Source organism: Mesorhizobium sp. M0894 (genome assembly GCF_040319725.1).
Taxonomy (GTDB): domain Bacteria; phylum Pseudomonadota; class Alphaproteobacteria; order Rhizobiales; family Rhizobiaceae; genus Mesorhizobium.
The window spans coordinates 488,629-511,945 of the sequence record NZ_JAMYOG010000002.1 but is presented as its reverse complement, the minus strand read 5'-3'; the positions used below and the strand labels follow the sequence as shown (position 1 = coordinate 511,945).

Genomic DNA, 23,317 nt, shown 5'->3' with positions numbered 1-23,317 from the left:
TTAACGAACATGGTGAACCGTTCGTAAACCATTTGTGCCTACGGTCTCGACAGGCGCCAGAAGCGTTCTGGCAAAGGGCGTAAGCAGGCGACATGGTCGTTTCGCATTTCCTGAAATGGATCCACACGGCAAAGGTGTCGGAGCGTGCTGCGGCGGCAAGCGCGCTGGCTCGCGCCTATGTCGACTCGGACCTGCCTTTCGAGGACCGCTGCGCTGCCGAGGCGGCGCTGACGTTGCTGCTCGATGACGCATCGTCGAAGGTGCGGCTGGCGATCGCCGACGCGCTTTCCATGAGCCATCATGCGCCGCCGCAGATCGTCAGCGCGCTGGCTTCGGACCAGCCCGAGGTGGCCGCTTTGGTACTGGCGCGCTCGCCGCTGCTTACCGATTCCGACCTGATTGATCGGGTTGCCGGCGGCCAGAAAGCGACGCAGAAGGTGATCGCCGACCGGCCGCGCGTCTCGATGTCGGTTGCGGCGGCGATCGCCGAGGTCGGTGAGCCGGAAGCCTGCACCACGCTGCTCGCCAATAGCGGCGCCGACATCGCATCCGTCAGCTTTCGCCGCATGGCCGAGCGTCACGGCCATCTGCCTCTGGTGCGCGAGGCGCTGATCGCCGACATCCGGCTGCCCGCCGACTGCCGGCATATGCTGCTGGTCAAGCTAGGGGAGATGCTCAAGGGGTCGCCATTGGTGCTGGCGCTGATGGGCGCCGCCAGGGCCGAGCGCATCACGCGCGATGCTTGCGTCAAGGCTTCGGTGACACTGATCGAAGGCACGCGGGCGGAGGAACATACCGCACTTGTCGAACATCTGCGCCTGCGCGGCGACCTGACCGCAAGCTTCGTCATCCGCACCATCGCGCACGGCAAGGTCGACTTCTTTGGTTCGGCGCTGGTCGCGCTCAGCCAGCAGCCCGAGCAACGGGTGAGGGCGCTGCTGGCCAGCGGGCATGACATAGCGTTGCAGGCACTGTTCCGCAGCGCCGGGCTTGCCGCCGCCACCCACGCCATCATCCTGCGCGCGCTGAAGGTCTGGCGTGAGGTCGCCAATGGCAAACGCCTCGCCGGCGTCCAGGAAGTCAGCTGGCTGATGCTGAAGGAATTGGGCGGACAGTCCGCCGAAGGCGATCTCGCCAGGCTGGTCAAATCGATCCATCTCGATGCGCTGCGCGAGAACGCACGCGGGCACGCGCTGGCGATCGCGGCTGCTTAAAGCAATTCCAGGAAAAGCGTGAAACGGTTTTCCGACTTGCGTCAAAAAATAAAAAACTGAGCGGTTCGGCGTTTCCGTGAAACGCTGAACCGTTCCACGCCTCATCCTTCGCGAAAAATCCGGAAAAGTCTTGCGCACAGTGACAGCCGCCGTCCGCGGCTCGCCTAGCAGAAGACGCTCAGATATCCAGCACTTCCGTCGCGGCGAATTCCGCGCGTTCCTGGATGAAGCGGAAGCGGGCCTCGGGCTTGGTGCCCATCAATGCGTCGACCGCATCCTTGGTCGCCGCCTCGGCGTCGATGACGTCCACCCTGAGCAGCGTGCGCTTTCTCGGGTCCATGGTGGTTTCTTTGAGCTGGGCGGCCATCATTTCGCCCAGCCCCTTGAAGCGGCCGATTTCGACTTTGCCGCGCCCGGTGAATTCGGTGCGCAGAAGTTCGTCCTTGTGCGCATCGTCGCGGGCATAGGCGACCTTGCCGCCTTGCCGGATCGAGTAGAGCGGCGGCACCGCCAGATAGAGATGGCCGCCGCGGACCAGGCTCGGCATCTCCTGGTAGAAGAAGGTGATCAGCAGCGAAGCGATATGGGCGCCATCGACGTCGGCGTCGGTCATGATGATGACCCGGTCGTAACGCAGGTCCTCGTCGCGGTATCTCGAGCGCGTGCCGCAGCCCAAGGCCTGGATCAGGTCGGATATCTGCTGGTTGCCGGCCAGCTTGTCGTTACCGGCGCTGGCGACGTTGAGGATCTTGCCGCGGAGCGGCAGCACCGCCTGGCTGGCGCGGTCGCGCGCCTGCTTTGCCGAACCGCCAGCCGAATCGCCCTCGACGATGAACAGCTCGGCGCCGGCCGCTGCATTCTGCGTGCAATCGGCGAGCTTGCCGGGCAGGCGCAGCCTGCGCACGGCGCTCTTGCGCGACACTTCCTTTTCCTGGCGGCGGCGCACCCGCTCGTCGGCACGCGCGATCACCCATTCGAGCAGTTTCGAAGCTTCCTGCGGATTGTCGGCCAGCCAATGGTCGAACGGGTCGCGGATGGCGCTTTCGACGATGCGGATCGCCTCGATCGTCGCCAGCCTGTCCTTGGTCTGGCCGACGAATTCCGGTTCGCGGATGAACACCGACAGCATGCCCGCCGCCGAGATCATCACATCCTCGGATGTGACGATCGAAGCGCGCTTGTTGCCGACCAGATCGGCATAAGCGCGCAAGCCGCGCGTCAGAACGTTGCGGAAGCCGGCCTCGTGCGTGCCGCCTTCAGCTGTCGGAATGGTGTTGCAATAGGAATTTATAAAACCGTCGCCGCCGAACCAGGTCACCGCCCATTCGAGCGAGCCGTGACCGCCCTGCTTCTCGCTCTTGCCGGCGAACATTTCACGGGTCACCTGGAATTCGTCGCCGAGCGAGGCTTTCAGATAGTCCTTGAGGCCGCCCGGAAAATGGAATTCTGCCTTGGCCGGCGTCGTGTCCTTTTCCTTGATCAGCGAGGGATCGCAGGTCCAGCGGATTTCGACACCGCCGAACAGATAGGCTTTTGACCGCGCCATGCGGTAGAGCCGCGCCGGCTCGAACGCAGCACCCTTGCCGAAAATCTGCTCGTCTGGATGGAAGCGGATCTTCGTGCCGCGCCGGTTGTGCACCTCGCCGAGCTGCTCCAGGCCGGTCACCGGAACGCCTCGCGAGAAGCGCTGGCGATAGAGCTTGCGCCCAATCGCAACCTCGACCTCGAGATGGTCGGACAGCGCGTTGACCACGGAAACGCCGACACCGTGCAGGCCTCCCGAGGTCTCGTAGACCTTGCTGTCGAACTTGCCGCCTGAATGCAGCGTGGTCATGATGAGTTCGAGCGCCGGCTTCTTGAATTTCGGGTGCGGATCGACCGGAATGCCGCGGCCGTTGTCGGTTACAGACAGGTATCCGTCGGCGGAAAGCTCGACATCGATGAAGGTAGCATGGCCGGCGACCGCCTCGTCCATCGAATTGTCGATGACCTCGGCGAACAGATGGTGCATCGCCTTGTCGTCGGTGCCGCCAATGTACATGCCCGGGCGGCGGCGCACCGGCTCCAGCCCCTCCAGCACCTCGATATCGGCGGCACTATAGCTCTCGCTGGCATCGCGGGGCGCCGGCCGCTTCGCCGCCTGCACCAGCGGGTCGGCCGGGCGCGCGGCGCGAGCCGGTTGCGGCTGCTTGCCCAAATTGCCGAAAAGATCGTTATTGTCGTCCATGCCGGTCCTGGATTCCGATGCTGCGAATCACCACCCGATACTGCCACGCTTTTTGCGGGCAGGCGACGGAGGTTCCTGTTACGTTCGAGGATAGAGCCTCTTACTGCAAAACCATTCGACAACCAAGCGGCGGAAATGGGGTCGAAGCTTGGAGCATCGACGCTTTGTAAACCTTGTCCGAAGGTTACGCCGCAAGGTTGGCTGAAAAACGATATCCGCGGACTGTCGCTGACCTAGAATGCAGCGAAACCCTCAAGAGGCTGTCGCTTAAGCATGTTGGATTACAGTTCGCTCCTGCTCGCAGCGGCGCTGTCGGGCACGTGCCTCAGCATCACCATGTTTGCGATCTGGTTCACCGCGCCACAGGCACGCTTTGTGCTGACGGTGGCGTGCGGCATTCTCGTGCTCGTCGCACATGTGGTCTTGTTTTGGCATTACACAAGAGATCCAAGCCCCTGGCTTTGCCAGATCGTGCTTGCTCTTCTCAGCCTCGGCTTCCTGATTATCTGCCTGTCGGCCATGCAAAATCTCAGCATGCGCGACTATAGGCGCGCCATCTTGCCGACCTTGGCTGCGATGGCTGTTTGCGCGGGCGCGACGTATCTCGGGTTTGATGGTGTCGGCTTCATTGTCACCTATGCGACGGTAACGGCGCTACTCTCGCTTATCGGGGCGATGTTCTGGATTGAGGGTGGTCATGATCGCCGGATATTGCTGGTCGTATCGTTCCTGAGCGGCGTCTGTGCGCTGTCGTTCGGACTTTGCGGCGCGGTCCTGCTGGTCAAGGGCCAGTGGGTGCTCGGCGTAGCACCGGACAATTGGGCCGAGCGGGTGAATTCCGTCGTAGCCGTCGCCTGCATGACCGGGCTTGGCGCATTAACGCTCTCCCTGCACCATTTGCAGGCGCAGATCGAATGAAGGCCGAGACGATGACCGATCCATTGACCGGGCTGATGAACCGGCGGGCGTTAACGGCACTCTACGGCGAGCGGGTCTTCGGTCCGTTTATGTCCGTCGCCATGTTCGACCTCGACCATTTCAAAAGGACGAACGACGTATTCGGTCATCCGGTCGGCGACCAGGTCCTGCGCCGCTTTGCCGCCGTCATTAGGAAATACGCCAGAACCGGCGTCGACGCCTTCCGGCTGGGCGGCGAGGAATTCGTGCTCGTCATGTCGCGGATGACGGAAGAAAAAGCCTATGACATTGCGAGCAAGATCAGCGTCGCCTTCGGTACGGAAGTCGTGGCCACCCAGCTTGGTCCGTTGCGAAGCACAGTCAGCGGCGGCATCGGCTTTGGTGGGACGAGCGGCACCGGTCTCGATGATGTGCTGGCCGAAGCCGACGCCGCGCTCTATGCGGCAAAGCGCGCCGGGCGAAATCGCGTCATCGCCCGGGACAGGGCGAGCAAGGCCGACGGGCCGGCCTTGCGTTCTGCCTGATTGAGGCTTCTATCTTCTTGTTAGACCATGATCTTGTCCGAAAACCGGATTCCATTCTTCGGGATCATGGTCTACTCCGCCGCACCCAGATATTCCGACAGCGGCGGGCAGGAGCAGACCAGGTTGCGGTCGCCAGCGACGTTGTCGATGCGTGACACCGGTGGCCAGTATTTTGCCGCCGTATCGGCATCGCCGGCGGGGTAGGCCGCTTCCAGGCGCGAATAGGGATGGGTCCACTGGCCGGCCAACGCCTCGGCGGCGGTATGTGGCGCATTGACCAGAGGATTGTCGGCCAAGGGCCATTCGCCCTTCGCCACCTTGGCTGCCTCGCCGGCTATGGCGATCATGGCTTCGCAGAAACGATCCAGCTCGCGCTTGGGCTCGGATTCGGTCGGCTCGACCATCAGCGTGCCGGCCACCGGGAACGACATGGTCGGCGCGTGGAAGCCATAGTCGATCAGCCGCTTGGCGATATCGTCGACGCTGATACCGGCGCTGTCCTTGAGCACGCGGGTGTCGAGGATGCATTCATGCGCAACGCGTCCGTTGCGCCCTTTGTAAAGCAGGGGGAAATGCTCGCCAAGCCGCGTCGCCACATAGTTGGCGGAGATGATCGCCGTCTCGGTCGCCTGCTTCAGGCCGGAAGCACCCATCATGCGGATATACATCCAGGTGATCGGCAGGATCGAGGCGCTGCCGAACGGTGCCGCCGCCACGGCATGGGCCGAGCCTTCGGTGACGTGGCCGGGCAGATATGGCTTCAGATGCGCCTTGACGCCGATCGGGCCGACGCCGGGGCCGCCGCCGCCATGTGGAATGCAGAAGGTCTTGTGCAGGTTCATGTGGCAGACATCGGCACCGATATCGCCGGGACGGGCGAGGCCGACCAGAGCGTTGAGATTGGCGCCGTCGAAATAGACCTGGCCGCCATGGCTGTGGACGAGCGCACAGAGGTCGCGCGCGCCTTCCTCGAAAACACCATGCGTTGAAGGATAGGTGAACATCAGCGCCGCGAGGTCTTTTGCATGCTCGGCCGCCTTGGCCTGCAAGTCTTCCATGTCGATATTGCCGTCCTCGGTGCAGCGCACGACGACGACACTCATGCCGGCCATGGCCGCACTTGCCGGATTGGTGCCATGCGCCGAGGACGGGATCAGGCAGACGGTGCGATGGCCTTCGCCACGCGACAAATGATAGCCGCGAATGGCGAGCAGCCCTGCATATTCGCCCTGGCTGCCGGCATTGGGCTGCAGGGTCACCGCGTCGAAGCCGGTGATCTCCGCCAGCCAGCCTTCCAGCTCGTCGATCATGGCGCGATAGCCTACCGAATGGCTCGCCGGGGCAAAGGGATGCAGGTTGGCGACATCGGGCCAGCTTACCGGCATCATTTCGGCGGCGGCGTTGAGCTTCATGGTGCAGGAGCCGAGCGGGATCATGGCGCGGTCGAGCGCCAGGTCCTTGTCGGACAGCCGGCGCAAGAAGCGCATCATGTCGGTTTCCGAGTGGTTTTCGTGGAAGACGGGCTGGGTGAGGAACTCCTTGCCGCGCGGTTTTCCTGGCATGGAACTGCCGGCGGCAACGCCGGCCTTGGCGCCGAAAAGTGCTGCGATCGCCTCCAGATCGGCCTCAGTGGAGGTCTCGTCAAAGCTGATGCCGACATGGTCGGCGTCGATGACACGCAGCAGCCGGCCGGTCTTCTCGGCGGCGGCGGCAAGTGCGGCGGCTCTGCCCTTCACTTCCACGGTCACCGTGTCGAAGCGGCTTCCGCCGAGCACCGAAACGCCTGCTGCCTTGAGGCCGGCAGCCAGGCGGTTGGCCAGCGTGTGGACGCGGCCGGCAATCGCCTGCAGCCCGGCAGGGCCATGCCAGATCGCATAGGCCGTCGCCATGTTGGCGAGCAGCGCCTGTGCGGTGCAGATGTTGGAGGTCGCCTTGTCGCGGCGGATATGCTGCTCGCGTGTCTGCAAGGCCAGGCGATATCCGGGACGGCGCTTGCTGTCCGTCGACTGGCCAACGAGCCGGCCGGGCATCAGCCGCGTCAGCCTGTCGGACACGGCGCAATAGGCGGCGTGCGGCCCGCCAAAGCCCATCGGCACGCCAAAACGCTGCATCGGGCCGACGGCGATGTCGGCGCCAAGCCTGGCTGGCGCGTCGGTCAGCGTCAGGCCCAACGGATCGGCAATGAAGACGACCAGCGCGCCGGCAGCGCGGGCCTTGTCGATCGCTGCCTTGTGATTGCCATAGACGCCGAATGTATCGGGCCAGGAGACCAGCAGGGCGGCGGTGTTGTCGTCGATCACCTCGCCGTCGACCTCGATGCCGAGCGGTTCGGCGCGGGTGCGAACGACGTCCAGCGTCTGCGGGTGCGGCGTGCCGGCCAGTGCCACCTTGGTGCGCTTGTCGCGATGATGGCGCAGCGCAATGCCGACCGCTTCGGCCACCGCCGTCGCCTCGTCGAGCAGCGAGGCCGACGCCACCGGCAAGCCGGTCAGCTCGGTGACCAGCGTCTGGAAGTTGAACAGCATTTCCAGCCGGCCCTGGCTGATCTCGGCTTGGTAAGGCGTGTAAGCCGTATACCAGGCCGGGTTCTCGAACAGGTTGCGCTGGATCACCGGCGGCACGTGGACGCCATGATAGCCGGTACCGATGAAGCTCTTCAGCACCGTGTTCTTTGCCATCGTCGCCGCGAGCTCGGTCAGCGCTTCCGCTTCGCTTGCAGCGGCGGGCAAGGCCAATGGACGGTCGAGCCGGATCGACTTCGGCACTGCCTGGCTGATCAGCGTCTCGACCGAGGGAACGCCGATCGTGGCCAGCATGGCTCTGACGTCTTGGAGGCCCGGGCCGATATGGCGAGCCGAGAAGGGGTAGGGTGCTGCGGTCATCTTGCTGGTCCTGCTATCAACCAATATGGGCTTTGTAAGCGGCTTCATCGAGGAGGCCGTCGAGCTGGCTCTCATTGGCCAGCTTCATCTTCCACAGCCAGCCGTCGCCGGTTGCCGCCGAATTGACGAGCGAAGGATCGGCCGACAGCGCGGTGTTGGCTTCGGTGATCTCGCCGTCGACCGGTGCGTAGACGTCCGATGCCGCCTTGACCGATTCGACCACCACGGCCGTATCGCCCTTGGCCAGCTTTTTCCCTGGCTCAGGCAGTTCGACGAAGACGAGGTCACCGAGCTGCTGCTGCGCGTAATCGGTGATGCCGACGGTGGCGATGCCGCCCTCGACGCGAAGCCATTCGTGATCTTCGGTGAAATAGGTCTTTGCCATTGAAATCATCCTTTGCGGTAGCGATGGGGCGTGAAGGGCAAGGGGTGGATGTCGACCGGGATTTTCGTCCCGCGGACATCGGCGAACAGTCTTGTGCCGGGCTTGGCAAGCGGCGTCCGGACGTAGCCCATTGCCACCGGATGACCGGCCGAGGGGCCGAAGCCGCCTGAGGTGACATGGCCGGCAGGGTTGCCGTCGGCGTCGAAAAGGGCAGCACCGGCGCGCACCGGCTGGCGGCCGTCCGGCTTCAGGCCGACGCGTTTTTGCGCCGGGCCGCGCTCCAGGATGGCGCGCAATGCATCGGCGCCGATGAACGCGCCAGAGGCGCGAACCTCCTTGGGGATGGCCCACATCAGCCCGGCGCTGGCCGGATCGATCTCCGGCGTGATGTCCAGCCCGTGCAGGCACAGTCCTGCTTCGAGCCGCAGACTGTCGCGGGCGGCAAGGCCGATCCACATCACTCGCTCGTCCTCGAGCAACCTGGTGACGAGGGTTCGCGCGTCCGCTTCCGGCAGGCCGATCTCGAAACCGTCTTCGCCGGTATAGCCCGACCGGCTCATGAACCAGTTTTCGCGCGGCTCGATGCCGTGCATGAACACCAGCGAACCGGTCTCGATGCCGGCGCGGGAAAGGGCAGCCCATGCCTCGGGGCCCTGGATGGCCAGGAAGACGCGGTCGAGCGCGTCCACCTTCACGTCGAAATCCTCGGCAAGTTCACGCAGATGCTTTTCGTCGGCGGCGGCGTTGCCGGCATTGGCGACCATCATGAAGCGCTCGACGCCGAGCCTGGTGACGATCAGATCGTCGAGTATTCCGGCGGCCTCATTGAGGAAGAACGTGTATTTGGACTGGGAAACCTGAAGCGCGCCGGCATCGAACGGGCAGACGCGGTTCAGAAGCGCTGCTGCGCCCGGGCCGCTGATTTCGAACAGCTTCATGTGCGAGATGTCGAACAGGCCGGCATGCTCGCGGCTGTGAAGATGCTCCCTCATCACGCCGGCCGGATAGGTCAGCGGCATCGACCAGCCGGCGAAGGCGCCGAAGCGCGCACCGGCTGCCATGTGCAGATCTTCGAGGGGAAGGTGTTTGGTGTCGTCGCCCGTCATGTCATCTCCAGAGTCGCACGCAAGCGGTCGCGAATGGCGACCAGTCCGTGCCCCTCTGTCTGAAGCCTGAGAGACTCGCGCCCCGTAACTCTGTCGGCAGCGCTTACACCTTCGGCGCGGGGGCAAGCCCCGACTTTCCAGAGTGTCTTTCCCGTCTACGGTTCTTTTGCCTGAGAGATTTCGGGCGATTTCCCCTTCGGCGGCAGCTCTCGCTGCTCTCTCCCGCAAACAGGTAGGACTCGGTTAAGAGCCCTCGACTCGTCATCCATAGCCCGTGGACGACACCTTGTCACCTGCCAGCGACATTTTTACTGGCAGTCTTCTGCGGGCCTTCTTTACAGGCAAGCCTTCGCTAACCACGCCGCTTGCCGGTTTCTCAAGACCTTGCTGATATGCCGGATAAGGGCCGGCAATTGCCGGCGGCGGGCGGGGAACAAAATGGGCGAATTGATCATGAGCGCGCCAGTGGCCGGGCTGACCTCGAAAAATCGGATCACGGCGGAAGACGTGGTCATGCTGCGCGGCGAAGTGTTCGGCGACGGCGTGGTAACGCGCGGCGAGGCCGAGGCGCTGTTTGCGCTCGACGCGACGGCGAGGGACAAATGCGCGGAATGGCTCGAGTTTTTCGTCGAGGCCGTCACCGACTTCATCGTCCACCAGGAACAGCCGGCCGGCTATGTTTCCCAGGACAATGCCGACTGGCTGATCCGGGCGATTTCGCGCGACGGCATGGTTGACAGCCGAACCGAACTCGAGTTGCTAGTGCACGTGCTGGAAGTTGCCAAATCATCGCCGAGCACGCTTTCCGGCTATGCGCTGGAGCAGGTCGCTCATGCGGTCGTGGATGGCAAGGGGCCGCTGACGACCGGCGGCAGGCTTATCCCTGGGTCGATAGCCAAGGCTGAGGTCGAGCTGTTGCGCCGCATCCTTTACGCCTATGGCGGCGATGGCAACATCGCCATCAGCCGCGCCGAGGCCGAGGTGCTGTTCAAGATCAACGAGCGGACAGTGGCGGGCGACAATGATCCGTCGTGGAACGATCTGTTCGTCAAGGCGATCGCCAATTTCGTCATGTGTTCGGCCGGCTACGAAGCGCCGGTGCGCGATGTGGCGCTGCGCCGGGATGCTTTTTTCGAGCAGGCCGATCCGGAGATCGGCGGTTTCTTCAGCCGCATGGTGTCGGGTGGCCTGTCCGGCATTATGGAGGCCTATCGTTCACCGGGCGACGTCGAGGCCGAATGGGAATCGAGGAACAACGCAGCCGAGGCTCTGGCCCGCCGCGCCGAGACGGTCGATGCCGGCGAGGCGAAATGGCTGGCTGAACACATCGGCGACCGGCCGCTGCAGGAGAACGAGCGTGCGTTGCTGACGCTGATCAAGCACGCCTCGCCGGAAATCCACCCGGCGCTCAAGCCGCTGATCGACAAGGTCGCATAACAGGTCGCCAACCTATTGCTTGGCAGGTTCCGGCTTGGCGCCGGTGTCGAACCGCGACATCCATTTGAAGCTGCCGAACCAGTAGCGGCGCACGCCGCCTATGGTGCCGTCAGCGGTACGCGCGCCGATCCAGTTGTTGACGTATTGGATGAGGCGGACATCGTCCGGCCGCATGGCAAACGCCTCCGGCGTCCGCAACAGCGGACCGCCCACCATTTTCAATTTCGCGTCATAGAGCCTGGCGGCCATTTGCGGCGTTGGCGATGTGGCGACCATCGCCTGTGCGTCGCCGCCGATGATCGCGGCGAAAACATCTGAGGTATTGTCGAAAGAAAGGATGGTCGCCTTAGGAAAAGCTTCCTTCGCGGCGGCTTCATCGGTGGAATTGGACAACACGGCGATCTTGTATCCCGGCGCCGCTACTGCCTTTCCCGGCCTTTTCCCAAGGCTGGCGATCGTCGCAACCATGCGGATATCGGCGGTACCGGTCTGGTTGGAGAACACCACCTCGCGTGCGCGTTCCGGCGTGCTGGCGTAGCCCGCCGCGATCATGTCGAAATCACCCTTGAGCAGTCGTGTCTTGAGGTCGTTCCAATGCACCTCGACCAGCTTCAGGTCGACGCCGAGATCAGACGCCAGCGCATTGGTCAGGTCGACATCATAGCCGGCGAACTTCCCGTCGGCCTTCTTGAGGATCCATGGCGGGTTGAGCCCCACGCCGACCGTCAGTGTCTTCTGGTCGATGATGCGCTTGAGGCTGTCATCCGCCCGGGCTGGCAGCAGCGACAAAGCCAACCAGGCAGAAAGGGCAAGTATAGTTGTGGCGATCATCTTAGCGCGCATTAATATAACCTCGCTGAGCCCGTCCGGTTGTCAGATTTACACAGAGGTGCCATTCTGTCGATAGCGGACCCTGATGGAGAGTTGCGATGTCGGCACGGATGGCGGTTAGCAGTTCGATGATGTTCCTGGTTTGCATCCTGGGCAACCCGGCGAAGCTTTCGTTGCTGCCGGCGGCAGCGCAGGCTGCGGGGGCAAAACGCATGGTCTGCTCCAGCGCCGATTACCGCTATTCCTATTGCGGGATCGATACGCGACGTGGCGTGCAGTTGACCTCCAGGCTTTCGAAGGCGCGTTGCGTATATGGTAGAAGCTGGGGCTATGACGGCGGCGGCATCTGGGTCGACAATGGTTGCTCGGCCGAATTCGCAGTCGCCGGCCCCAACCGCAATCCCTCTGCTGGCGACGTCGCTGCAGCCATTATCGTCGGCGGCGTGGTAGGCGCCATTCTCGACGACGGCAATTCGCACCGCCATCATTCCGACAATTACTATCCGAAGCCGCGCCCGCGCCGTTACGACCAATCGATCGATCCGACGCCGCAATTCGACAATCAGGGCAATCCCAACTTCGATACCCACGGCAACTACCAAGGACCGCACGGGCTGGGGAAGCTTGTTACCCCTGACGACAATCCTGATCTGAATCCGGCCCTGCGCAGCGACGGCGACGACAGCGACGACGACAGTTAGATGAGGCTTAAGTCAGGTTTCGGTCAGATGCCGCCGTACCAGTCGTAGCCATTGTCCTCCCAATAGCCGCCTCTGCCGCCGCCGACATTGGCGAAGCCGTCGACCAGCTCGATCTTGGTGAGGTATTTCGGCATTTTGTAGCCGAGCTGGCGCTCGACGCGGACGCGCAGCGGCGCGCCGTTCTCGACCGGCAACGGCTTGCCGTTGAGGCCATAGGCAAGGATCGTTTGCGGATGACGGGCATCGATCAGGTCGATCGAGCCGTAATATTTGATATCGCCGGCAAGGCTGCGGTCGATCGTATCGAGGCAGTGGAACATGACGTAGCGCGCCTGCGGCTTGACCACCGCCTGGTCGAGCACCAGCGACAGCGGCGTGCCGGTCCATTTGGCAATGCAGCTCCAGCCTTCGACGCAGTCGTGGCGGGTGATCTGGGTGCGGCTCGGCATGTTCATCAGCTGCTCGCGGCTCAGCGACAGCGGTTTTTCGACGAGGCCGGAAACCTCCAGCCGCCAGTCGGCGAAATCGTTGGCGAGCAGGCCCTTGTAGAAATCGTCGTCGGGCGCGGTGACGCCGTTCGGCCGCTGCGGCTGGCGAATGTCGGCCTCGGTGAACTCCGGCGCCAGCGCGTCACGGCCGGCAAGCAGCCGCTGCGCCCGCCAGGTCAGGCCATTGGCGCTTTCGAGGAAGCTGCGCAGGCCGTCGCCGACGCCAAGCTGGCTGTCGAAGGCGTCGCAGCCCGAAAGCATGATGCCGGAAAGGCCGAGGCTGGCCGAGGTCAGGAATTTTCTTCGGCTTGTCTGTAGCTTGGGGCTGATCTCGAATTTCGCCATGTCAGGCGCTCCTCTCGGGTGCTTTGTCGCCATGCGCCGGCGGGTCGGTTCGGTACCAGCCGGTGATGATCGAACGCAGCTCGTTGATCGGGCCGGCGGCGAGGATCATCAGGATGTGGATGATGAAGAAGGCGACGAGCAGCAGCATCACCGTGAAATGAATGGTGCGCGCCGTCTGCCGGCCGCCGAGCAGGTCGTTCAGGAATGGCAGCACCGAGTTCATGCTCGGCGACATGGCCAGGCCGGTGATGATCATCAGCGGCAGCAGCACGAACAGCACGCCGCCATAGGCCATCTTCTGCAACGTGTTGTATTCGCGCGTGTGGTGGAACCTGAACCTTGCGTGGTCGACAATGTCTCGCGGCAGCCGCCTGATATCATCGAGGCGCGGGGCAAGATCGCGCCGCAAATGGCCGTTGATCAGACTGGCGACCAGCCAGACCAGCAGCGTGGTGGTCAGCACCCAGGCGAAGAAGAAATGAACGACGCGCGCGGTGCCGAGATCGTAGTAGGAAGGGATCGTCGCCCAGGACGGGAAGGCGCGGGAGGTCTCCTGGCCGGCCGGACCCGACCAGCCGAGCACGCCGGTGGTATCGAAGCGCTTGCCGAAGATGTCGGTGTAGCCGCGCGGGCCAGTCACCGTGTTTTCGGCGCCAATGGCGAAGATGGTGTTGTTGTAGCCAAAGCCCGACTCCTTGCCGATGTAGAGCTGTGGGCGGGCGTTAAATATTTGCAGACCGGAAAGCAGCATGAAGAACAGCGCGATCGCCCACAGCCAATGCATCAGCCGCGTCCAGCGCGACTGCCGATAGATCAGCGTCGCATCGCTCGGCGCGGCGGTATCTGCTTCGGCGGCTTGGTTTCTGGCAAGCGATTCCATCTGTTGTTCCCTCCGGCCGCACGTTCGCCGCGGCCTGTCAGATCTCTTCTCCTCCCAATACGTCGCCAGCTTAAGCGATGTTTCACCCGATCCCGGATTTATTACGGACTGCCGAGGCTGACTGCGAGGTTGACCGCGGCTGCCACGATCACCGTGTTGAAGAAGAACGACAGGATCGAATGCACAAGCACGACACGGCGCATTTGCGAGGTTGTGATGTTGGTGTCGGCAGTTTGCGCCGTCATGCCGATCACTGTCGCAAAATAGAGGAAATCCGAGCCTTCCGGCCGTTTGCCGCCCGGGAAGTCGAGGCCGCCGACCGGAATTTTCTTTTTGGTGTCGCCATCCATCGCGTCGCCGTCCAACCAATAGAGATGTGCGTAGTGAAGTGCCGCCATCGCATGGATGGTCAACCAGCCAAGCGGGATAGACAACAACGCCACCGTAAGCTCGACGGGATCCGCGCTCTTCTCCCTGTTGATCAATTGAAACAACGAGATGATGGCAATTGCGACCACAACCAGCGTGACCGCGAAGATGGCCAGCACCGGCAGGTCCGTGTCGCCTGCATTCTTGCGCAGATAGCTGCCAGTAAGCCGCGGCATGTGAGCGACGACAAGACAGAGATAGGCGGCAAAGAACACATTGGCGCCGATCGAATAGGCAAGCGGCGCACGCCAGATCAGCGCTGCGGCGAAGGCTGCCACGCCGATGCAGGCCGACAGCGCGAACGGCGTGTGGCGTTGCATGGGCATCCTGGTGGGGGTACCGGTCGTCATGGTTTCAGTCCGCTGAGGCGGATTTCAGCGCCCGCCGCAAGATGCGGTCAAGTTCGCCGAGAAACCGCGAGCGATCCTGCGGCGCGAAGCTCGAATTGTAGCCCTTGCTTTCGCCGGTCTCGCGCAGGTGCTGCTTGAGGTCGCGCATCGCCACCGCCATGCCGATCGTCTCCGGCGTAAACGGGCGCCCGGTCGGGCCGAGTACATGGGCGCCAAGCGCCACCGCGCGGGCAGCAAGCGGGATGTCGGCGGTCACCACGATGTCGTTGGGCCGGGCATTTTCGACGATCCCGTCGTCGGCAGCGTCCGCACCCTTGGAGACGACGACATTGCGGATCATCGGATCGCGCGACGGACGCAAGCCACCATTGGAGACGAAGGTGACGACGGTGCCGTGGCGCTCGGCGACCTTTTCGACCTCGGCCTTCACCGGGCAGGCATCGGCATCGACGAGAATAGCGGGTGTGGGCATCGTTGTTCCAAATGTGAAAGAGCCGGGCGACGTCGCCCGGCTCGATCGATGATAGTCGAGCGGCTACTAGGCCGGCAACGCGCCAGATCTCTTCGCCGTCCAGGTGGCGATATAGTCCATCAAACCTGGATTGAGGCAGTCATAAGGCTCGAGCCCGATCGACTTCAGCTGTGACCTTATGCCGTCCATACGGCTCGGATCGACACCGGATTCGATGATCGACGAGACGAAGGCGGTGAAGCCCGGAGGCGACCAGCCGTCCTCCTGGAAGCGCTCCGGATGGATGAAGGACAGCCCCTTGAAAGCGTGGTCGCGCTCGACCGGGCCGTGCATGTGGACGCCGCAGCCGGTGCAGGCATGGCGCAGGATCAGCGCGCCCGGATCGACGATCCTCAGCTTGTCGCCGTTTTCGGTGACCGTCACGTCGCTTGTACCGGCCACCGCCACGACCGAGAACAGTGCGCCTTCCGGCTTCCAGCATTTGGTGCAGCCGCAGGCATGGTTGTGGGCGATCTGGCCCTTGACCTTCACCTTGACCGGATTGCTGGTGCAGGCGCAGACCAGCGTCCCGCCGGCAAAGTCGGCCTTTTCCCTGGGCAGTCCATTGTCGATTTTCGGATGCAGTTTTTCCGGCATTTTTGTCTCCTCCCTTGTTGAACATGTGCATTTTCGGCCGCTGGCTGATTGGCCGGCGGCTTTCTCCTCCTCCTCAGTAAACTACCACGCTCCTGATCGACTTGCCTTCATGCATAAGGTCAAACCCCTTATTGATGTCCTCGAGCTTCAGCGTGTGGGTGATCATCGGATCGATCTCGATCTTGCCGTCCATGTACCAGTCGACGATCTTCGGCACGTCGGTGCGGCCGCGCGCGCCGCCGAAAGCGGTGCCCATCCAGGTGCGGCCGGTGACCAGTTGGAACGGCCGCGTCGAGATCTCCTGTCCGGCGCCGGCAACGCCGATGATGACCGACTTGCCCCAGCCACGGTGGGACGATTCAAGCGCCTGCCGCATGACTTTCGTGTTGCCGGTGCAGTCGAACGTGTAGTCGGCACCGCCGATCTGGTCGGCGCCGCGCTTGGTCATGTTGACGAGATGAGCCACGATATCGCCGTCGATCTCCTTCGGATTGACGAAATGCGTCATGCCGAATTTCTCGCCCCAGGCCTTCTTGTCGTTGTTCAGGTCGACGCCGATGATCATGTCGGCGCCGGCAAGGCGCAGGCCCTGGATGACGTTGAGGCCGATGCCGCCAAGGCCGAAGACGACGGCGGTCGCGCCTTGCTCGACCTTGGCCGTGTTGATGACAGCGCCGATGCCGGTGGTGACGCCGCAGCCGATGTAGCAGATCTTGTCGAAGGGGGCGTCGGCATTGACCTTGGCCACCGCGATCTCGGGCAGCACGGTGAAGTTGGAGAAGGTCGAGCAGCCCATGTAGTGGAACAGCTTGTCCTTGCCGATCGAGAACCGCGACGTGCCGTCGGGCATCAGGCCTTGCCCCTGCGTGGCGCGGATCGCGGTGCAGAGATTGGTCTTGCGCGACAGGCAGGAGGGGCACTGCCGGCATTCCGGCGTGTAAAGCGGGATGACGTGGTCGCCCTTCTTGACGGAGGTGACGCCCTTGCCGACGTCGACGACGATGCCGGCGCCCTCATGGCCGAGGATTGCCGGGAACAGGCCTTCCGGGTCGGCGCCCGACAGTGTGAACTCGTCGGTGTGGCAGATGCCGGTTGCCTTGATCTCGACCAGCACCTCGCCATCACGGGGACCTTCGAGGTCGACCTCCATGATCTCCAGCGGCTTTCCGGCGGCGACGGCGACAGCGGCGCGCGTTTTCATCAGGCAATCCTCCCATGGCAGTCTGCAATCCAGGTTAGATTTAACTTACCACTCAGCTCTGCGCTATGCACGAAGCGACGTTCTGATCCCGGATTGTCGTCAGAGCTCGCCGATTTGCGTCCGGGATAGGCTCCGACTTTGCCTTGACCGGCCCCCTGAAGCCCATAAAACGGGAAGCCCGGAAAAGAAGGGCAGCCGAGGGACGAGGCCTGCATGTTCACAAAGATCCTGATCGCCAACCGTGGCGAGATCGCCTGCCGCGTGATCAAGACGGCGCGCAAGATGGGCATCGCCACCGTCGCGGTCTATTCCGACGCCGACCGCGACGCGGTGCATGTCGAAATGGCTGACGAGGCGGTGCATATCGGCCCTTCTCCCGCCGCGCAAAGCTATCTGGCCCCGGAAAAGATCATCGCCGCCTGCAAGGCGACAGGGGCCGAGGCCGTGCATCCCGGCTACGGTTTCCTGTCCGAGCGGGCATCCTTCTGCGAGGCGCTGGAGCAGGAAGGCATCGTCTTCATCGGCCCGAAGCCCAAGGCCATCAAGGCAATGGGCGACAAGATCGAATCGAAGAAGTTCGCCAACGCCGCCAAGATTTCGACGGTGCCCGGCTGGCTCGGCGTCATCGAAAACGCCGCCCATGCCGAAAAGATCGCTGGCGAAATCGGCTATCCCGTGATGATCAAGGCCTCGGCCGGCGGCGGCGGCAAGGGCATGCGCATCGCCTGGAACAAGGCCGAGGTGCGCGACGGCTTCGACCGGGCGCGGTCGGAGGCCAAAAGCTCGTTCGGTGATGACCGCGTCTTCATCGAGAAGTTCATTGTCGATCCGCGCCATATCGAAATCCAGGTGCTCGCCGACGCCCATGGCAACACGCTCTATTTCGGCGAGCGCGAATGCTCGATCCAGCGCCGCAACCAGAAGGTCGTAGAGGAGGCGCCGTCGCCGTTCCTCGATCCCAAGACCCGCAAAGCCATGGGCGAGCAGTCTGTGGCGCTGGCCAAGGCGGTCGACTACCAGAGCGCCGGCACGGTCGAATTCATCGTCGATAGCGACAAGAACTTCTATTTCCTGGAAATGAATACGCGCTTGCAGGTCGAGCATCCGGTGACGGAACTGGTCACCGGCATCGACCTGGTCGAGCAGATGATCCGCGTGGCAGCCGGCGAAAAGCTCGCCATCAAGCAGGGCGACGTCAAGCTGAACGGCTGGGCGGTGGAAAGCCGCCTCTATGCCGAAGACCCGTATCGCAACTTTCTGCCGTCGATTGGCCGGTTGACGAGATACCGGCCGCCGGAAGAGGGGCAATTTGGCGAAATAGTCATCCGCAACGATACCGGCGTCACCGAAGGCTCGGAAATCTCGATGTTCTATGATCCGATGGTCGCCAAGCTGTGCACCTGGGCGCCGACGCGGCTTGCGGCAATAGATGCGATGTCGGAAGCGCTGGACAGGTTCGTTGTCGACGGTATCGAGCACAACATACCGTTCCTGGCGGCGCTGATGCAGCATCCGCGCTGGCGGGAAGGGCGGCTGTCGACCGCTTTTATCGCCGAGGAATACCCCGAAGGCTTCGCGCCGATCGTGCCAGACGCCGAGGAGAAAGCGGTGCTGGCCGCGATCGCCACCGCGGTCGAACTGCTGCGCCGCGACCGGCTCGACCGGCTGGGCGGGCGGCTGGCGCCGCATTCCGGCGCCTTGAAACGCGATTGGGCGGTGAAGATCGGCCGGGATTATCTTTCGGTCGCCATCGTCGAAGGCATGATTTCCATTCCGATGGAGCTCGACCTCACAATCGACGGCGGCAAGGCACTGAGGGTGACCTCCGACTGGCGGCCGGGCGATCTCATCTGGCGCGGCACGGTCGGCGGCCGCAAAGTCGCGGCGCAGGTCAGGCCGGTGCTGAACGGGTTCCGCCTTGCCTGGAAAGGCATGTCTGTGACAGCCCGCGCCATGCTGCCGCGAACCGCCGAACTCGAACGGCTGATGCCGGAAAAAGTGGCGCCGGACACGTCGAAGATGCTGCTCTGCCCGATGCCTGGCCTCGTCGTGTCGATCGCGGTTGCCGAGGGGCAGGAGGTCAAGGCCGGCGAGACGCTGGCTGTGGTCGAGGCGATGAAGATGGAAAACGTGCTGCGCGCCGAGCGCGATCTCATCGTATCGAAGCTCAACGCCAAGCCCGGCGACAGCCTTGCGGTCGACGCGGTAATCATGGAATTCGCGTAAGGCTGAAATCCGCCTCGGCGCCGGCCTGGGACGTTGGAGATTAGCGAAAGCCGAGGTGACGGCCAATCTCCCCCCTCGTGGGGGAGATGTCCGGCAGGACAGAGAGGGGCGCGAAGAAACGCGACCTTGCAATGGGTTGGCACGCTCAGTGGAGGAGGGACAGGCGAGGCCGTGAGGAATTCGCTTTTTGCCGTCGTGGCGTATTTTGTTCTTGCTTTGTGCCGGCAGCTATGCTACTAATCTGGGTATGGTGCTAATTGGCTCCAACGACCCGCCCGCTGTGGCGGGTTTTTTGTTTCCGGCCTGAGGTCGGCGGGACAGCGCCCCTCTCTGTCCTGCCGGACATCTCCCCCACGAGGGGGGAGATTGGCAGGTTCGGCGGTTGCTCTAAACTCACAAAGCTCCAATCGCTTCCGCTGGACTCGTGTTACCCGGTGCCGGACAATACATCTTCATCGACTGAGTCCTTGTGAGGCGGCGCGAAAAAACCATGGCGGATGAGAGACTTCCACGCGATCCCTTGCTGCGCGAGGCCTATGCGAAGGCGTCGCGGGCGGAGCAGGCGGCGCGTCGGTTCATTCATCTGCGCGTGCATTCGGCCTATTCTCTGCTCGAAGGCGCCTTGCAGCTCGGCAAGATCGTCGGCCATGCGGTGCAGGACGAGTGCCCGGCAATCGCCGTCACCGACACCAACAATCTGTTCGGCGCGCTGGAATTCGCCCAGAAAGCCGTGAAGGACGGCATCCAGCCGATCATCGGCTGCCAGATCGACCTCGCCTTTTCCGGCGAGGCGAGCGACAGCCAGCGCGACCGCAGGCGGCAAGGACCGGAGATGCGGCCCGTCGTACTGATCGCCGCAACCGAGGCCGGCTACGGCAATCTGGTCAGGCTGGTCAGCCGCGTCTACCTCGAGACACCGCCCGGCGAAGCGGTGCATCTGACGACCGAGATGCTGCAGGGCCACTCCGACGGTCTGATCTGCCTTACGGGCGGGCCGCGAGGCCCGATCGGCAATGCCTTGAAAGAGGACCGCCGCGAACTCGCCGAGACCCGGCTCCTGGCGCTCAAGGGCCTGTTCGGCGACCGGCTCTATGTCGAGCTGGAGCGCGTGTCCGGCTACGACCGCACGATCGAGCAGTCGTCGGTCGACCTCGCCTACCGCCACGATCTGCCGCTGGTTGCCACCAACGAGGCGTTTTTCTTTTCTCGTGAAGACTATGAGGCGCATGACGCGCTGATCGCCATCGCCGAAGGCTCCGTGGTTGCGGCCGACAATCGCCGCCGCCTTTCGCCCGACCACTTCCTGAGAAGCCAGGCCGATATGGCGAGGCTGTTCGCCGACCTGCCGGAAGCAATCGACAACACCGTCGAGATCGCGCTGCGCTGCTCCTACTATCCGAAGACCCGCAACCCGATCCTGCCGCGCTTTGCCGGCCGCGATGTCGCCGACGCCGAAGCGGCGGTTAAAGCGGAGGCGCAGGAGCTTGCCCGGCAGGCGCATGAAGGGCTGGACGCGCGGCTGGCGGCGCATGGGCTCACACCCGGCTACACGGCCGACCAGTATCGCGAAAGACTGGATTTCGAGCTCGGGGTCATCGAGAAGATGAAATATCCGGGCTATTTCCTGATCGTTGCCGACTTCATCAAATGGGCCAAGGCACAAGGCATTCCGGTCGGCCCGGGCCGCGGTTCGGGCGCCGGCTCGCTGGTTGCGTATTCGACGACCATCACCGACATCGATCCGCTGCGCTTTTCGCTGCTGTTCGAGCGCTTCCTCAATCCCGATCGCGTGTCGATGCCCGACTTCGACATCGACTTCTGCCAGGACCGGCGCGAGGAGGTCATCCGTTACGTCCAGCAGAAATACGGCCGCGACCAGGTCGGCCAGATCATCACCTTCGGCACACTACAGGCGCGCGCGGTGCTGCGCGACGTCGGCCGCGTGCTGCAGATGCCTTACGGCCAGGTCGACAAGCTGAGCAAGATGGTGCCGTCGAACCCGGCCAATCCGGTCAAGCTCGCCGACGCCATCGCCAACGAGCCGCGCTTTGCCGAAGAGGCCGAGCGGGAGCCGATCGTGCAAACGCTGCTCGACACGGCGCAGAAGCTGGAAGGTCTCTACCGCCACGCCTCGACGCACGCCGCCGGTATCGTTATCGGCGACCGGCCGCTGTGGGAACTGGTGCCGATGTACCGCGATCCGCGCTCGGACATGCCGGTCACACAGTTCAACATGAAGTATGTCGAGCAGGCCGGGCTGGTGAAATTCGACTTCCTTGGGCTGAAGACGCTGACCGTGCTGGACAGGGCGGTCAAGCTGATCCGCCGCCGCGGCATCGAGATCGATCTCGCCCACATTCCGCTCGACGACCCGGAAACCTACGCCATGCTGTCGCGCGGCGAGGTGGTCGGCGTGTTCCAAGTGGAAAGTGCCGGCATGCGCAAGGCGCTGATCGGCATGCGGCCCGACTGTATCGAGGACATCATCGCGCTGGTCGCGCTCTACCGGCCGGGGCCGATGGAGAACATCCCGACCTACAACGCCAGAAAGCATGGCGAGGAGGAGATGGCGTCGATCCACCCGAAGATCGACCATCTCGTCAAGGAGACGCAAGGCGTCATCGTCTACCAGGAACAGGTGATGCAGATCGCGCAGGAGCTTTCCGGCTATTCGCTGGGCGAAGCCGATCTGCTGCGCCGCGCCATGGGCAAGAAGATCCGCGCCGAGATGGACAAGCAGCGCGAGCGCTTTGTTTCCGGTGCGGTCGAGCGTGGCGTCGGCAAGCCGCAAGCCGACTTCATTTTCGACCTGCTGGCAAAGTTCGCCGACTATGGTTTCAACAAATCGCATGCTGCCGCCTATGCCGTCGTGTCGTACCAGACCGCCTATCTGAAGGCGCATTACCCGGTCGAATTCCTGGCCGCATCGATGACGCTCGACATGGGCAATACGGACAAGCTCGCCGATTTCCGCCAGGATGCGCTGCGTCTCGGCATCGAAGTGGTGGCGCCATCGGTGATGACGTCGTTCCGGGATTTCGAGGTCGGCGAGAACCGCATCTTCTATTCGCTGGCCGCGCTCAAGGGCGTCGGCGACGCGGCGGTCGAGCACATCGTCGCCACGCGCGGCGAAAAGCCGTTCAAGAGCCTCGCCGATTTCTGCGAAAGGGTAGATCCGAAGATCGTCGGCAAGCGCGTCTTCGAAAGCCTGATCATGGCTGGCGCGCTCGACTGCTTCGGCCACGACCGCGCGGCGATGATGGCCGGCGTCGAGCGGATGATGGGGCTGGCATCGCTGGCGCAGCAGAATGCCGTCACCGGCCAGCATGACATTTTTGGCGCTTCGCTTGGCGCACAGTCGCGGGCACTCAACCTGCCGGCGACCGACCCCTGGCTCGCCGCCGATCGCCTGCATCGCGAATTCCAGGTGGTTGGATTCTATCTCTCGGCGCATCCGCTCGACGAATACAAGGCGGCGCTGCAGAAAATGCGGGTGCAGACCTGGGGCGAGTTTTCGGCCGCCGTCAAACGCGGTGCTGCCGCCGGCCGGCTCGCCGGTACCGTCACCACCAAGCAGGAACGCAAGACGCGCACCGGCAACAAGATGGGCGTCGTGCAGTTTTCCGACACGTCGGGCCAGTATGAAGCGGTGCTGTTTTCGGAGGGGCTGGCACAATACCGCGACCTGCTCGAACCCGGCCGCTCGGTGGTGATCACCGTTTCGGCCGAGGACAGGCCGGAAGGCGTCAATCTGCGCATCCAGACCGTGCAGTCGCTGGAGGACGAGGCAAGCCGCATCCAGAAAGCGCTGCGCATCTTCGTCAGAAATGACGCACCGGCATCGACAATCCAATCGCAACTTGGGCAGCGTGGCGACAGTCAGGTGAGCATCATCGTCATCAAGGAAGGCGGCGAGGGCGAGGTCGAGATTGAGTTGCCCAACCGCTACCGCGTCTCGCCGCAGATCGCGTCGGCGATGCGCGCTGTGCCAGGCGTGGTGGAAGTGGAGCTGGTGTAGCCGGCTGCCCGGCTGGCAACACTGGACGGCTGGTGGCCCAAACGTTA

The 23,317-nt window shown here is 63.3% G+C and carries 18 protein-coding genes and 1 riboswitch; of the genes, 7 read left to right on the top strand and 11 right to left on the bottom strand.

All coding sequences use genetic code 11. The features are described 5' to 3' along the window. Positions 1–92: 92 nt before the first annotated feature. Positions 93–1,214 (top strand): DUF2336 domain-containing protein, encoded by a 1,122-nt coding sequence (locus NKH91_RS05790; RefSeq protein ID WP_352844210.1) that lies wholly within the window; start codon positions 93–95, stop codon positions 1,212–1,214. A gap of 178 nt (positions 1,215–1,392) precedes the next feature. Here NKH91_RS05790 and parE read toward each other — a convergent pair whose 3' ends face one another. Continuing rightward, complete coding sequence (gene parE / locus NKH91_RS05785) at positions 1,393–3,441, bottom strand: DNA topoisomerase IV subunit B (RefSeq protein ID WP_352586974.1); 2,049 nt, start codon at positions 3,439–3,441, stop codon at positions 1,393–1,395. A gap of 336 nt (positions 3,442–3,777) precedes the next feature. On the opposite strand from parE, the gene NKH91_RS05780 reads away from it, so the two are divergent. Then, entirely contained in the window at positions 3,778–4,359 is a 582-nt protein-coding gene (locus NKH91_RS05780; protein ID WP_352883719.1) for a hypothetical protein, read from the top strand. Next, a complete protein-coding gene (locus tag NKH91_RS05775; RefSeq protein WP_352844205.1) occupies positions 4,356–4,883 on the top strand; it encodes a GGDEF domain-containing protein in 528 nt (175 codons plus the stop codon). Before NKH91_RS05780 ends, NKH91_RS05775 begins: the two co-directional genes overlap by 4 nt. 71 nt (positions 4,884–4,954) lie before the next feature. On the opposite strand, the gene gcvP is transcribed toward NKH91_RS05775, so the two are convergent. Genes gcvP through gcvT form a run of 3 tightly spaced genes read right to left on the bottom strand, consistent with a single transcriptional unit; the run spans position 4,955 to position 9,256 of the window. Next, the gene (gcvP, locus tag NKH91_RS05770) at positions 4,955–7,765 is read right to left on the bottom strand and encodes an aminomethyl-transferring glycine dehydrogenase (protein WP_352844203.1); all 2,811 of its coding nucleotides are present in this window, start codon (positions 7,763–7,765) and stop codon (positions 4,955–4,957) included. Between the two features lie 16 nt (positions 7,766–7,781). Continuing rightward, on the bottom strand, positions 7,782–8,150 hold the full coding sequence (gcvH, locus tag NKH91_RS05765; protein WP_352482176.1) for a glycine cleavage system protein GcvH: 369 nt from the start codon (positions 8,148–8,150) through the stop codon (positions 7,782–7,784). A gap of 5 nt (positions 8,151–8,155) precedes the next feature. Next, positions 8,156–9,256, bottom strand: coding sequence for a glycine cleavage system aminomethyltransferase GcvT (gene gcvT, locus NKH91_RS05760; protein ID WP_352844201.1), 1,101 nt, complete (start codon positions 9,254–9,256; stop codon positions 8,156–8,158). Between the two features lie 148 nt (positions 9,257–9,404). Next, positions 9,405–9,491: riboswitch (glycine riboswitch) on the bottom strand. 203 nt (positions 9,492–9,694) lie between these two features. Between gcvT and NKH91_RS05755 the strand changes: the two genes are divergently transcribed. Continuing rightward, a complete protein-coding gene (locus NKH91_RS05755; protein ID WP_352547341.1) occupies positions 9,695–10,693 on the top strand; it encodes a hypothetical protein in 999 nt (332 codons plus the stop codon). A 12-nt stretch (positions 10,694–10,705) separates the two neighbouring features. Here NKH91_RS05755 and NKH91_RS05750 read toward each other — a convergent pair whose 3' ends face one another. Continuing rightward, a complete protein-coding gene (locus NKH91_RS05750) occupies positions 10,706–11,536 on the bottom strand; it encodes a transporter substrate-binding domain-containing protein (protein WP_352950958.1) in 831 nt (276 codons plus the stop codon). A gap of 86 nt (positions 11,537–11,622) precedes the next feature. Here NKH91_RS05750 and NKH91_RS05745 point away from each other — a divergent pair, with 86 nt between their 5' ends. After that, positions 11,623–12,225 (top strand): DUF3011 domain-containing protein, encoded by a 603-nt coding sequence (locus NKH91_RS05745; protein WP_352640642.1) that lies wholly within the window; start codon positions 11,623–11,625, stop codon positions 12,223–12,225. 23 nt (positions 12,226–12,248) lie between these two features. Here NKH91_RS05745 and NKH91_RS05740 read toward each other — a convergent pair whose 3' ends face one another. The 6 genes from NKH91_RS05740 to NKH91_RS05715 form a co-directional block, all read right to left on the bottom strand. Continuing rightward, positions 12,249–13,058, bottom strand: coding sequence for a molybdopterin-binding protein (locus NKH91_RS05740; protein ID WP_352844199.1), 810 nt, complete (start codon positions 13,056–13,058; stop codon positions 12,249–12,251). A gap of 1 nt (position 13,059) precedes the next feature. Next, on the bottom strand, positions 13,060–13,938 hold the full coding sequence (locus NKH91_RS05735; protein ID WP_352844197.1) for a cytochrome b/b6 domain-containing protein: 879 nt from the start codon (positions 13,936–13,938) through the stop codon (positions 13,060–13,062). Between the two features lie 101 nt (positions 13,939–14,039). Then, positions 14,040–14,717 carry a DUF1345 domain-containing protein gene (locus tag NKH91_RS05730; RefSeq protein ID WP_352482182.1) on the bottom strand — a complete coding sequence of 226 codons (678 nt, stop codon included), beginning with the start codon at positions 14,715–14,717 and terminating at the stop codon, positions 14,040–14,042. Positions 14,718–14,721: 4 nt separating this feature from the next. Next, positions 14,722–15,189, bottom strand: coding sequence for a YaiI/YqxD family protein (locus NKH91_RS05725; protein WP_352883709.1), 468 nt, complete (start codon positions 15,187–15,189; stop codon positions 14,722–14,724). Positions 15,190–15,255: 66 nt separating this feature from the next. Further along, entirely contained in the window at positions 15,256–15,825 is a 570-nt protein-coding gene (gene gfa, locus NKH91_RS05720; protein WP_023720122.1) for an S-(hydroxymethyl)glutathione synthase, read from the bottom strand. A 73-nt stretch (positions 15,826–15,898) separates the two neighbouring features. Continuing rightward, positions 15,899–17,026 carry an S-(hydroxymethyl)glutathione dehydrogenase/class III alcohol dehydrogenase gene (locus NKH91_RS05715; RefSeq protein WP_352547345.1) on the bottom strand — a complete coding sequence of 376 codons (1,128 nt, stop codon included), beginning with the start codon at positions 17,024–17,026 and terminating at the stop codon, positions 15,899–15,901. A gap of 213 nt (positions 17,027–17,239) precedes the next feature. Between NKH91_RS05715 and NKH91_RS05710 the strand changes: the two genes are divergently transcribed. After that, positions 17,240–19,252 (top strand): acetyl-CoA carboxylase biotin carboxylase subunit, encoded by a 2,013-nt coding sequence (locus tag NKH91_RS05710; RefSeq protein WP_352844194.1) that lies wholly within the window; start codon positions 17,240–17,242, stop codon positions 19,250–19,252. Positions 19,253–19,742: 490 nt separating this feature from the next. After that, complete coding sequence (gene dnaE, locus NKH91_RS05705; RefSeq protein ID WP_352814555.1) at positions 19,743–23,270, top strand: DNA polymerase III subunit alpha; 3,528 nt, start codon at positions 19,743–19,745, stop codon at positions 23,268–23,270. Positions 23,271–23,317 lie beyond the last annotated feature (47 nt).

What these genes read in the sequence shown, in the direction of transcription:
- NKH91_RS05715 (WP_352547345.1), bottom strand. Translation starts at nt 17,026, where the DNA reads ATGAAAACGCGCGCCGCTGTCGCCGTCGCCGCCGGAAAGCCGCTGGAG.
- NKH91_RS05775 (WP_352844205.1), top strand. Translation starts at nt 4,356, where the DNA reads ATGAAGGCCGAGACGATGACCGATCCATTGACCGGGCTGATGAACCGG.
- NKH91_RS05755 (WP_352547341.1), top strand. Translation starts at nt 9,695, where the DNA reads ATGGGCGAATTGATCATGAGCGCGCCAGTGGCCGGGCTGACCTCGAAA.
- NKH91_RS05745 (WP_352640642.1), top strand. Translation starts at nt 11,623, where the DNA reads ATGTCGGCACGGATGGCGGTTAGCAGTTCGATGATGTTCCTGGTTTGC.
- gcvH (WP_352482176.1), bottom strand. Translation starts at nt 8,150, where the DNA reads ATGGCAAAGACCTATTTCACCGAAGATCACGAATGGCTTCGCGTCGAG.
- NKH91_RS05790 (WP_352844210.1), top strand. Translation starts at nt 93, where the DNA reads ATGGTCGTTTCGCATTTCCTGAAATGGATCCACACGGCAAAGGTGTCG.
- parE (WP_352586974.1), bottom strand. Translation starts at nt 3,441, where the DNA reads ATGGACGACAATAACGATCTTTTCGGCAATTTGGGCAAGCAGCCGCAA.
- gfa (WP_023720122.1), bottom strand. Translation starts at nt 15,825, where the DNA reads ATGCCGGAAAAACTGCATCCGAAAATCGACAATGGACTGCCCAGGGAA.
- NKH91_RS05710 (WP_352844194.1), top strand. Translation starts at nt 17,240, where the DNA reads ATGTTCACAAAGATCCTGATCGCCAACCGTGGCGAGATCGCCTGCCGC.
- NKH91_RS05780 (WP_352883719.1), top strand. Translation starts at nt 3,778, where the DNA reads ATGTTTGCGATCTGGTTCACCGCGCCACAGGCACGCTTTGTGCTGACG.
- gcvP (WP_352844203.1), bottom strand. Translation starts at nt 7,765, where the DNA reads ATGACCGCAGCACCCTACCCCTTCTCGGCTCGCCATATCGGCCCGGGC.
- NKH91_RS05730 (WP_352482182.1), bottom strand. Translation starts at nt 14,717, where the DNA reads ATGACGACCGGTACCCCCACCAGGATGCCCATGCAACGCCACACGCCG.
- NKH91_RS05740 (WP_352844199.1), bottom strand. Translation starts at nt 13,058, where the DNA reads ATGGCGAAATTCGAGATCAGCCCCAAGCTACAGACAAGCCGAAGAAAA.
- NKH91_RS05750 (WP_352950958.1), bottom strand. Translation starts at nt 11,536, where the DNA reads ATGCGCGCTAAGATGATCGCCACAACTATACTTGCCCTTTCTGCCTGG.
- gcvT (WP_352844201.1), bottom strand. Translation starts at nt 9,256, where the DNA reads ATGACGGGCGACGACACCAAACACCTTCCCCTCGAAGATCTGCACATG.
- NKH91_RS05735 (WP_352844197.1), bottom strand. Translation starts at nt 13,938, where the DNA reads ATGGAATCGCTTGCCAGAAACCAAGCCGCCGAAGCAGATACCGCCGCG.
- dnaE (WP_352814555.1), top strand. Translation starts at nt 19,743, where the DNA reads ATGGCGGATGAGAGACTTCCACGCGATCCCTTGCTGCGCGAGGCCTAT.
- NKH91_RS05725 (WP_352883709.1), bottom strand. Translation starts at nt 15,189, where the DNA reads ATGCCCACACCCGCTATTCTCGTCGATGCCGATGCCTGCCCGGTGAAG.